We start from the raw sequence: 9,981 nt of genomic DNA, 5'->3' as shown, positions 1-9,981 counted from the left end.
TCGCGTAAATATCATAGAGCCTGAGTTCGCTACTCAATTGAGAGCTCGTACATAAGTTCGCATTTATTTCTTCAAGATTGCCTGTTTGTTGTTGACACAGGGGAGTCCACATAAGATGCGGCAGCGGACGTTGATGGCATGGATGCCATCGTCGAGCCCACATGGAAGTGCTTGCGGCGTTTCGCTGAAGTATCTGCACATAAGGTCGTTCATTCACATCCATGTGATCACGACATTTGTATATCCCTATACAGCACTCACCGCAGGTGATAAATAGCCATGAAGGTACGACCTTCAAGCAAACAATTCAATACCTACTCAGGCAGAAGCTAAAACAGAAAATGTAATCAGCCTTCATTCGAAGGCTAACAAACTTTGGGGCATTTTCTTGTTAGGAACTGAACCAAGATTACCTCAATCGAAGAGAAAACTTTCTTGTGAATCAGCAAGTATAGATGCGTCTGCGAGCTTCCAAAACATGGATGTTTTGGCAGAGCCCACATGGCCAATTTTGTTCCATACAAAATTTGGCATTTCCTCCGCCCCCTGGAGGTCAGAAGTGTTCACGGCGACTCGCAGAACCTTCTCAAAATAAAGAGTGCACATATCTCGCCGGAGGCGATAGGTAACAATGAAGGTACGAGCTTCGAGCAAACTAGCCAATATCAACAACCCACATATAAAATGTGATCAGCCTTCATTTCAAGGCTAGCTAGTTTTGTCGTTCGACAAACAAAAACGCCATTGGTATAAGAGTTACCAATGGCGTTACATTTTAAAAGCATGCTCAGGGCTGCTCAGCTAGAAGCTGCACCAGCCGATGCCGCGGCACTAAAAGAGGCGACCTTGGGGATCAACCCAAGCTGGCTACCTGGGCCAACGCCCCAGGGTACAGCGGTCGTTACTGCCAAAATCCCGCACAGTGGCGACATTTTCATAGCCTAGTTCAATCATCTTCTCTCTGAGCTGTATCGCCTGCTGATAGCCATGCTCCAGCAGCAGGTAACCGCCCGGTGCAAGGTAGTCTCGAGCGCAAGAGGCGATATGATAGAGATCCGCGAAGCCCTCTTCGCCTGCCGTCAACGCGCTTTGAGGCTCAAATCTGACATCCCCCTGACTCAGATGCTCATCCGTCTCATCGATATAAGGCGGATTAGAGACGATCAGGTTAAAATCGTAACACCCGACGGAGTCGAACCAGTCACTCTGGACAATCTCAACCTGCGGAAGCTTCAAGTGTTCCCGGTTAGCCTTAGCCAATGCCACCGCTTCGATGATCTTATCGACTGCGGTTATCTGCCACTCTGCCTTTTCATAAGCCAAAGAGAGAGCAATAGCTCCGGTACCTGTACCCAAATCTAATACCCGAGAATTATCTGCCAGAGGTAGGTTCAAGGCTGTCTCGACTAAGATCTCGGTATCGGGCCTGGGGATTAACGTCGTCGGGTTGACCATAAAGGGCAGAGACCAGAATTCACGCTCTCCGACAATATGTGCGATGGGGGTTCCCAGAAGTCGTCTGGCAACCATCTCGCCGAAGGCTGTCTTCTGCTCAGAACTCAGTCGCTCATCAGGCCAGGTGTAGAGATATCCGCGTTGCTTATGGATGATGTGCAGTAGCATCACCTCGGCATCGAGCTTAGGCGTGTCTGAGATATTATTAAGTTGAGAGGAAGCCCATTCGAGGGCTTCAGCTAGAGTATGGTACAAAAGCATTCCTTAATTTTGAAACCGTATTTAAACAGCCAGAAAGAGTAATTAACTCATTACTCTTCTGATAATGCCGCTAGCATATCTGCTTGGTTTTCTAACATTAAGGGATCGAGGATCGCGTCAAGTTCACCTTCCATCACTTCGTTTAAACGATAGAGAGTCAGGTTAATTCTATGCTCACTCACACGACCTTGAGGGAAATTATAGGTACGAATTCGTTCTGAGCGGTCACCACTACCAACCAGATTTCGGCGAGTACTCTCTTCGGAGCTACGACGCTTTTCATCTTCTACAGCTTGAATACGGGCTGTAAGCACACTCATCGCTTGAGCACGGTTCTTATGCTGTGAACGCTGGTCCTGACACTCAACGACAATACCTGTCGGGATATGCGTAAGACGAATAGCCGAATCTGTTTTGTTGACGTGCTGTCCACCGGCGCCCGATGCTCTGAAAGTATCGACTTTCAAATCACCCTTATTAACTTCAATGGCTTCTGATTCTGGAATTTCTGGAAGAATAACGACGGTACATGCAGAGGTGTGTACGCGGCCTTGAGACTCTGTTTCCGGCACACGTTGAACGCGATGTCCGCCAGACTCAAACTTCAATTGTCCGTATACGCCTTCACCGCTGACTTTAGCAATAATCTCTTTAAAGCCACCATGTTCACCTTCGTTGGTGTTCATGACTTCCAGCTGCCAGCGCTTACTTTCAACGTATTTGCTGTACATGCGGAACAGATCGCCGGCAAAAATAGCCGCTTCATCACCACCCGCACCAGCACGAATTTCAATAAAGCAGTTGTTATCATCATTTGGATCTTTTGGAAGAAGCAGGATCTGCAGCTCATCTTCAAGCTTTTCTAAAAGTGACTTAGCTTCTTTCATCTCTTCCTGAGCCATCTCTTTAAGCTCAGGGTCGTCTTCGTTGGCCATCTCTTTTGCAGCTTCGAGATCTTCGGTCGCTTGCTGGAAAGACTTAAAGCTTTTGACCACATCTTCGAGTTGCGAATACTCTTTTGAGAGCGCACGAAAACGCTCTTGATCGGAAATCACGCCCGGATCACTGAGTAGAGCTAACACTTCTTCATTACGCTCAAGCAAGCCTTCAAGCTTGCGAATGACACTGTCCTTCATTAAAACGCTAACCTTAGTTTTTATCTAATCCGAGCGCGGTTCTAAGCTGGCCAATGCTATTCAAATCACCTTGGCGGCTTGCAACAGTCAATGCTTGAGTCGGTGCGTGGATCAATTTATTAGTTAGCTTATTGGCCAGTTCGAGTAGCAGTTTTTCACTGTCTCCCCCCTGGGCTAACTTATTGATTGCACGCTCAACCAGCTCATCTTTTATTGCCATACTCGCGGTACGGTATTCACGAATGCTGTCGACCGACTCCAGAGAGCGGACCCATTCCATGAAAAGATGCGATTGTTCTTCAGCAATTAATTCCGCTTGCTCGGCAGCCTCTCTTCGCGAGGCCATATTCTGTTCAATAATGCTTTGCAGGTCATCCACTGTATAGAGGAAGGCATCGTCTAGCTCTCCAACCTCGGCTTCAATATCACGAGGAACGGCTATATCAACCAACAACATAGGTTGATGACGACGCTGCTTAAGCGCTTTTTCTACCATGCCTTTACCTAAGATAGGTAGTGGGCTTGCGGTAGATGATATCACGATATCGGCCTGTGGGAGATAATCAGGTATCTGTTCTAGTGTAATTGCCGTCGCACCGAACTCTTCACACATGCCTTCCGCGCGTGAAAGTGTGCGGTTTGCAACCACCATAGAGTCGACACCATTATCTTTCAAATGACGGGCAACCAGTTCTATGGTCTCACCGGCACCGATAAGCAGCACTTTTGTGGTACTCAGGGATGAAAAGATATGCTTGGCCATACTCACAGCAGCAAAAGCCACAGAAACGGCGGCGGTGCCGATCTCAGTTTCTGTTCGAATCTTCTTCGCTACTGAAAATGTATTCTGGAAAAGCCTGTCCATGGTGATAGCAACGCTACCCGCCTCTTTCGCCTTAACGAAAGATTGCTTTACCTGACCTAAGATCTGAGGCTCACCAAGAATTAAAGAGTCGAGACCTGAGGATACACGCATTAAATGCTGTGCGACCTCTTGCCCTTCAAACCTGTACAGGCAAGGCTCGACGTCTTCGTGGGAGAGTTGGTGATACTCTTCTAACCAGCTAATCACCTCAGCCTCATCACCAGTGTTGGTGTAAAGCTCGGTTCGATTACAGGTTGATATAATAACAGCTTCTCCGGTCTTGGTCCGACTCGCCAGACTTCTCATGGCATCATGAATTTTGTCTGGTGAAAACGCGACCTTCTCACGTAGGTCGACCGTGGCTGTTTTATGATTAATACCGATTGCTACAAGGCTCATCTGACTCGTTCTGGTCTCTAGGCATCTCATTTATTGTCAGCCATTCTACTGAATTGAGTGAACTAAAAACAGAATATGCTTAACAAAACCGAATAATAATCTCAGTTCTTATCCATTTTCATAATTAAGCTCACCAAATTTACTCCTCCAAAGACGCTGACATGGGATGCTTACAAGCTTGATAGGGTGCGCCTTACAGTAAATTTTACGATTACCATTGGTATTCTTATCAAGCCCTCGTATCATATGAAGTCGTTAATATCAGTAATAGATGAATAATTTGAGCTACCTCACAAAAATACCACTCATCTGGGTGCTGTTAAGCGTCACTTTGCTTTCAGCCTGCTCCGTAACGCCACCGGAGAACTTCATTCCGGTACAGGTCGATGATGTCTCAAACGCACAGGCATGGGAGATGCAGGGAAAACTTGCAGTCAGGACCAGCAAAGACAAATTCAGTACGAATCTCTATTGGTTTCATACCGATAAGAAAAATGAATTAAAGCTCACCACCATGTTAGGCACAACCGTACTTTCTTTAACGACCTTAGAGGGTGAGGCTAGATTAGAGGTCGATGGTAAGGTCTATCAAGATAGAGATGCTCAACGACTGCTCACCCGAGTGACGGGCTGGTCGATTCCGGTCGACGCTCTTCCGTTATGGATAACGGGGCGAGTCAGTGATGACGACGAACTGCTCGTGCAGGATGAGCACCTGAGGCCGATAAAGCTAACCACGCAAAACCCACCACCTTGGGAAGTTGAGTTTATAAGCTGGCAACAACAAAGTGGTGCAGAGTTACCCAGATTATTACAACTAAAAAGAGAGGACCTGCGCCTCAAAATACAGATCAGCCAATGGCAGGCCTTGTCAACGGCCCACTTATTGCCTTCGAATCAACCAGAAGAGCGCTTAAATGATCAATAAATTATCACAAGGCTGGCCAGCTCCGGCCAAACTAAATCTATTTTTACACGTCAATGGTCGCAGGGCGGACGGCTACCATGAGCTGCAAACCCTTTTTCAATTTATCGACTACTGTGATTACCTCGACTTCAAGGTCACAGACACATCGCCCCTCAAACTACATTCAAATATGGGCAATGCTGTCGCCGATAGCGATAACTTAATTCTGCGTGCCGCAAAATTACTAAAACAGATATCAGGCTGTGACAAAGGCGCTGAAATCTGGCTTGATAAACGACTTCCCATGGGGGGAGGTATAGGAGGTGGTTCATCCGACGCCGCAACCACATTAGTCGCATTGAATCACCTCTGGGGTACCCAATTAAGTAAACAAAAACTGATGGAGATTGGATTACAACTCGGTGCCGATGTCCCTGTTTTTATTAATGGTTTAGCCGCCTTCGCCGAAGGCGTCGGTGAAGAACTACAACCCGCATCCCCCAAAGAATATTGGTACTTGGTGCTGATCCCGAATGTACATGTTTCTACCGCAGAAATATTCCAGGACCCTGAGTTACCTCGTGATACACCTAAGCTTGATATCGCCTCATTGATGAATGGTAGCTGGCAAAATGACTGCCAGTCATTGGTAGCAAAGCGCCACCCTCAAGTTGCCAAAACACTGCTGTGGCTGCTAGAATATGCGCCGTCTAGAATGACCGGAACCGGAGCATGTGTTTTCGGAGAGTTCGAACAGCAGCAGCAGGCCTTAGATGTTTTGGCGAAATTGCCAAGCGATATGACAGGGTTTGTGGCGAAAGGGGCAAATACATCATCTTTAGAGCTAAGATTAGCTCAGCTCTAAACACAATATTCTGGGGTTATAGCTTGTATTCTATTAACTCCAGCCACTAAAAATAAAGCATACGCCTGAGGTTGACACAGTGCCTGACATTAAACTTTTTGCTGGTAACGCTACACCTAGTCTCGCTAAGAAGATAGCCGATCGTCTATTTTGTAAACTTGGAGACGCAGACGTTGGCGTTTTCAGTGACGGCGAAATCAGTGTCCAGATAAACGAGAATGTACGTGGTGCGGATGTCTTTATCATTCAATCTACTTGTGCACCAACTAACGACAACCTGATGGAACTTATCGTTATGGTTGATGCGTTACGTCGTGCCTCTGCAGGACGTATCACTGCAGTTATCCCTTACTTTGGTTATGCTCGCCAAGATCGTCGTGTTCGCAGTGCTCGTGTACCTATTACCGCGAAAGTGGTTGCAGACTTCTTGTCTAGCGTAGGTGTTGACCGTGTATTGACTTGTGACCTACACGCCGAGCAAATCCAGGGATTCTTCGATGTACCTGTAGATAACGTATTCGGTAGCCCTGTGTTACTGGAAGATATGTTAGCTAAGAATCTTGAAAACCCTGTTGTAGTTTCTCCTGATATCGGTGGCGTTGTTCGTGCACGCGCCGTGGCTAAACTTCTCGATGATTCAGATCTGGCCATTATCGATAAGCGTCGCCCACAAGCGAACGTAGCTCAGGTCATGCACATCATAGGTGATGTTCAGGGACGCGATTGCATCATAGTTGATGATATGATCGATACCGGCGGCACACTTTGTAAAGCAGCTGAAGCATTGAAAGAACATGGTGCGAACCGCGTATTTGCTTATGCGACTCACCCTGTATTCTCAGGCAATGCAGCTAAGAACATCGCTGAATCTGTTATCGATGAAGTGATAGTGACCGATACGATTCCATTGAGCCCTGAAATTGCAGCACTCGATAAGGTTTCTCAATTGACTATGTCGTCTGTAATGGCTGAAGCTATTCGACGCGTAAGCAATGAAGAGTCTATCTCTGCGATGTTCAAGCACTAATAGCTGAATTTATCCATTTCGAAAAATGCACTCTTTGGAGTGCATTTTTTTTGCCTGCTGTTCAGTGGTAGGTACATCTAACTTCCACGGCCTGGCGCGTTCCATTCGCTTCTAAGACATTTCCCATATCCCTATGGGTCAGATGGAGGGAATGCCTAAAAATGTCGGGAACCATATTTAATAAGTGATGAGTGGCCATGTACAAATCCCTTCCATCGCTCTGACCGCAAGGGACTGTGGAAATGTGCAACAGATGTCGGGAACATCTGGCACCCTGCGACCTGGGATAAGCACTCCCATGTGCAAAAAAGCCCGTCAAATGACAGGCTACTTTTTTACTGAAAACATGGTACGGGAGGAGAGACTCCACTTTGTTTCAGGACAGTTCTCACACACTATCTCTGGTATTAGCGCACCAGAACCTAAATCTGGCGTGTCTACCCTTCCCTAAAAAGGAGTACCACTCCCGCAAGCCGCAGGCTCATCACCTTACAGACATAAATCCCTTCCATCGCTCTGACCGCAAGGGACTGTGGAAATGTGCAACAGATGTCAGGAACATCTGGCACCCTGCGACCTGGGATAAGCACATCTGACCTCCACGGTCTGGCGCGTTCCATTCGCTTCCAAGACATTTCCCATATCCCTATGGGTCAGATGAAGGGAATGCAAAAAAATGTCGGGAACCATATTTAATAAGTGATAAGTGGCCATGTGCAAATCCCTTACATCGCAGTCCCTGCGATCAGGGATAAGCACTTCCATGTACAAAAAAGCCCGTCAAATGACAGGCTACTTTTTTACTGAAAACATGGTACGGGAGGAGAGACTTGAACTCTCACACCTTACGGCACCAGAACCTAAATCTGGCGTGTCTACCAATTCCACCACTCCCGCTTACAACTCAAAAAACCTAAACCTGGCGTGTCTACAACTTCTTACCAAGAGTGTCACCACTCCCGCTTACAACTCAAGAAACCTATTACCCTATAACTTATTTATAGCTCTTATAAAAAACATTGTCTAGCCAAACGGGTAAGTGCAACAGCCGAATCCCAGCATTAATAAACCTCTATCATATCCAGCAAACTCGTGATGGTCTGTATCCCATAAACAGGTTCAGATACCTGCGCATCATTAATTGCTACATAGGAAGGTACGGTGCGCACTCCCAACTCGGCAGCAAGGCAATGGCAAATTTTGGGATCAGCCTTAATGACTACCGCTTTATCTGTTAGTTCGAATGCCGTATTGATAAGCGTGCCCTCCATGGCTCTGCACGGGGCACACCAATCGGCTGAAAAACACAGCAAAATATGAGCATGTTTTAACTTGAGTGCAGCCAAATCATCGACATTGGTGAGATGAATAATCGCACTTGGAAACAGAGACAAAAGATAATCCTATAGATAATACCGGACTCAAATATAAAGGCCGGGAAGCACAAAGTCCTGAAATTGCCCCCCTGACCTGATTGGTAGCCCGAATGTTGATGGCCAGAACTAATTTATAACGTCACTTCGACCCTGTGGGCCCACACCATGGCATAGATACTCCAACAGACAGCTTCACATATCGGTTGCCGGAATCAATTTCAATTTTATAACGTCACTTCGACCCTGTGGGCCCACACCATGGTATCGCCCCACAGCGGCAACATCCATACTCCGCTATTTGCATCCTGATAGACTTGCCTCAGGATCTGAGTTTCATTGCTCAGCACCGACTTGCGGAGCTCACGGTAAATGGTTGCCGACTCTTCGGATATCTCATCAGGGCTGGTAAAGCTGACATTCCCGGTATCGAGCAAAAAAGACTTAACCAACTGCCCATCGACGGTCTTTTTCTGCATCTTAAACTCGCCGCTAAACTGGTAACGCATAGACACGTGCCTCAGTAGATCGTCGGTAATACAAGCAGCCATCACCAGGGTTCCACGAGCCGGAGACTGATACACTAAAGAGAGGCGCACATCGGCCCGTACCACATTCTTACTGGCACCATAATAATAGACATCGGCCCGATAGATATCTTCCACCAACCCTTGAGGAGGGTTATCAAATTTATCCAGCAAAATCTTGTTATAAGTCACCTGCTCCATACGCAACTTAGTGTCACTGAGCCACTGCAGATCCAATGGCGAATAGGTATTTCTCTCTCTGACCAAATTCAGAGGCTGAGTGTCCTTACACTCCCCTTCATACTGATTGCACAGAGCAACCGACTCATAACGATTATTGTCATTGGCAAAGATTCGCTTTAGTACTTCATTGCCAAAAATTTTATCTGTGTTGGACCAATTGCCGATATAGTGCGCCGCGCTCCGCTGTATCTCAGGCTGGTCCTCTAATCTGAGTTGACTGAGTTGTACCTTTTGCCCGCCAAGTTCAGTCTCAGCGTCCAAAATTGACACCACTCCGGGTTTAGCGAAAAGAGCCAGATAATTAACCGTTTGCTTCAACTTTCCGGAGAAATGCAGGCCTGCAAGGAGTACAACAAACAGCACGACGCCAAGCCAGCGCCAATACCGACTAAAATGGTTATCTACCGCAGAGTCATTGCTATCATCAGATAGCGGTTCCTGCATAGATTTGATCGACTCATAGGTTTCGGTCACACACAAACTATAACCATACCTGGGAATATTTTTAAGTTCGATATCATCATGAGCACCCAGCTTTCGTCTGAGGCAGCTCATGCATTGAGTTAATGATGATGGAGCAACGACACGATTAGGCCAACCCGCCTCATTCAATGCCTCTTTGCTGACAACCTCGCCAATATGGTTAACCAAACACTTGAGCACTTCTAGTTCCGCCAGTGTCAGCGAGTGCCTAAGGGCCATCTTGTGGTCCACTAATTCTCTGGACTCAAGATCTATTGTTAAACATTTTGAAATATTCACATTTTTTCCTTCGTACTACTCTCCCTGTAGTCCCTTTGACAGAACCATTTTATGTCATGGTAATACGATTAAAATTGACATTCTTCCTACTTTTACAGCAAACGCATATCAGAGTGAGTAATTGTGAACTCAGTTAAAAAAGGCCCTGACAAAATGTCAGG

General features: G+C 46.6%; 9 protein-coding genes and 1 tRNA gene. 3 read left to right on the top strand and 7 right to left on the bottom strand.

What is annotated here, in order from left to right; translation table 11 throughout:
- Window positions 1–63: 63 nt before the first annotated feature.
- The 4 genes from EKG39_RS23485 to hemA all read right to left on the bottom strand — a co-directional run bounded on the left by EKG39_RS23485 (window position 64) and on the right by hemA (window position 4,116).
- Window positions 64–213, bottom strand: coding sequence for a hypothetical protein (locus tag EKG39_RS23485; protein WP_185817684.1), 150 nt, complete (start codon window positions 211–213; stop codon window positions 64–66).
- A gap of 654 nt (window positions 214–867) precedes the next feature.
- Window positions 868–1,716: a peptide chain release factor N(5)-glutamine methyltransferase gene (gene prmC, locus EKG39_RS21780; protein WP_185817683.1), complete on the bottom strand. Its 849-nt coding sequence runs from the start codon at window positions 1,714–1,716 to the stop codon at window positions 868–870.
- A 50-nt stretch (window positions 1,717–1,766) separates the two neighbouring features.
- Complete coding sequence (prfA, locus tag EKG39_RS21775; RefSeq protein WP_126508087.1) at window positions 1,767–2,852, bottom strand: peptide chain release factor 1; 1,086 nt, start codon at window positions 2,850–2,852, stop codon at window positions 1,767–1,769.
- A 13-nt stretch (window positions 2,853–2,865) separates the two neighbouring features.
- Window positions 2,866–4,116 (bottom strand): glutamyl-tRNA reductase, encoded by a 1,251-nt coding sequence (gene hemA / locus EKG39_RS21770; RefSeq protein ID WP_126508086.1) that lies wholly within the window; start codon window positions 4,114–4,116, stop codon window positions 2,866–2,868.
- Window positions 4,117–4,387: 271 nt separating this feature from the next.
- Between hemA and lolB the strand changes: the two genes are divergently transcribed.
- From lolB to EKG39_RS21755, 3 genes are all read left to right on the top strand, one after another.
- The gene (gene lolB, locus EKG39_RS21765) at window positions 4,388–5,044 is read left to right on the top strand and encodes a lipoprotein insertase outer membrane protein LolB (RefSeq protein ID WP_126508085.1); all 657 of its coding nucleotides are present in this window, start codon (window positions 4,388–4,390) and stop codon (window positions 5,042–5,044) included.
- On the top strand, window positions 5,034–5,888 hold the full coding sequence (gene ispE / locus EKG39_RS21760) for a 4-(cytidine 5'-diphospho)-2-C-methyl-D-erythritol kinase (RefSeq protein ID WP_126508084.1): 855 nt from the start codon (window positions 5,034–5,036) through the stop codon (window positions 5,886–5,888). The genes lolB and ispE overlap by 11 nt, the downstream gene beginning before the upstream one ends.
- Before the next feature lie 79 nt (window positions 5,889–5,967).
- Entirely contained in the window at window positions 5,968–6,915 is a 948-nt protein-coding gene (locus EKG39_RS21755) for a ribose-phosphate pyrophosphokinase (protein ID WP_126508083.1), read from the top strand.
- Between the two features lie 812 nt (window positions 6,916–7,727).
- Here the strand turns inward: EKG39_RS21755 and EKG39_RS21750 are convergent.
- From EKG39_RS21750 to EKG39_RS21740, 3 genes are all read right to left on the bottom strand, one after another.
- Window positions 7,728–7,812: transfer RNA gene (locus EKG39_RS21750), tRNA-Leu, on the bottom strand.
- A gap of 164 nt (window positions 7,813–7,976) precedes the next feature.
- The gene (locus tag EKG39_RS21745; RefSeq protein ID WP_126508082.1) at window positions 7,977–8,309 is read right to left on the bottom strand and encodes a thioredoxin family protein; all 333 of its coding nucleotides are present in this window, start codon (window positions 8,307–8,309) and stop codon (window positions 7,977–7,979) included.
- Window positions 8,310–8,515: 206 nt separating this feature from the next.
- Window positions 8,516–9,820 (bottom strand): winged helix-turn-helix domain-containing protein, encoded by a 1,305-nt coding sequence (locus EKG39_RS21740; RefSeq protein ID WP_126508081.1) that lies wholly within the window; start codon window positions 9,818–9,820, stop codon window positions 8,516–8,518.
- Window positions 9,821–9,981: the final 161 nt, after the last annotated feature.

Source organism: Shewanella atlantica, from assembly GCF_003966265.1.
GTDB lineage: Bacteria > Pseudomonadota > Gammaproteobacteria > Enterobacterales > Shewanellaceae > Shewanella > Shewanella atlantica.
This window is presented reverse-complemented; position numbering and strand designations above follow the sequence as displayed.